Genomic DNA, 611 nt, shown 5'->3' with positions numbered 1-611 from the left:
CGTCGAGGATCCCCTTGAACATCGCGACCAGGCCCGTGAGATCAGAGTTGGCGCGCGCCACGTGACAAGCGCCGTGCAACTCTTCCAGGTCGGTCTTCCCCCAGTCGAGGCCAGAACCGCGTTCGGACAACAGGAGATCGAAGAACTCGCGGGTCGAGCGGCCGTTGCCCTCGCGGAACGGGTGGGCATAGTTCACGTAGTCGTACCGGTATGCGACCTGGCCAGCGAGATCACCTTCGCCGACCGCTCTGAGCCGGTCGAGCTGGTAGATCTCCGCAGCCACATGCTCCATGGGCCGACTGATGCCGCCCGGCGCGCAGAAAGACTCGTCCTCCTTCTCGATGCCGACTGTCCGCAGATCTCCCGCCCAGACGTAAATGTCCTGGAACAGCTGGCGGTGAATCGCCCGCAGGTATGCGAGATCTGTGCGGTCGCCCAGCAGATTGGGATCCTCGCGGAGTTCGATCACCCGGGCCTCAACGAGGTCGTTCTCGGCATCACGCAGTTCGGCATGCGTTCGAGCGCCGACCCGGTTCCTCAAGACGGACATAGCGGGGATGAAGTAGCGCTGCCAATACCGTTCCTGATCGCCGGTGTCCCATGGATGCGGC

Annotated in this window: 1 protein-coding gene; it reads right to left on the bottom strand. The window is 63.5% G+C overall.

Translation table 4 applies throughout. The features are described from left to right. The coding region (locus tag FJR74_RS08365) for a Fic/DOC family protein (RefSeq protein WP_140915067.1) at window positions 1-611 on the bottom strand (611 nt) is incomplete at both ends.

The sequence above is a fragment of the Metamycoplasma neophronis genome (genome assembly GCF_006491995.1).
Taxonomy (GTDB): Bacteria; Bacillota_I; Bacilli_A; order Mycoplasmatales; family Metamycoplasmataceae; genus Metamycoplasma; species Metamycoplasma neophronis.
This window is presented reverse-complemented; position numbering and strand designations above follow the sequence as displayed.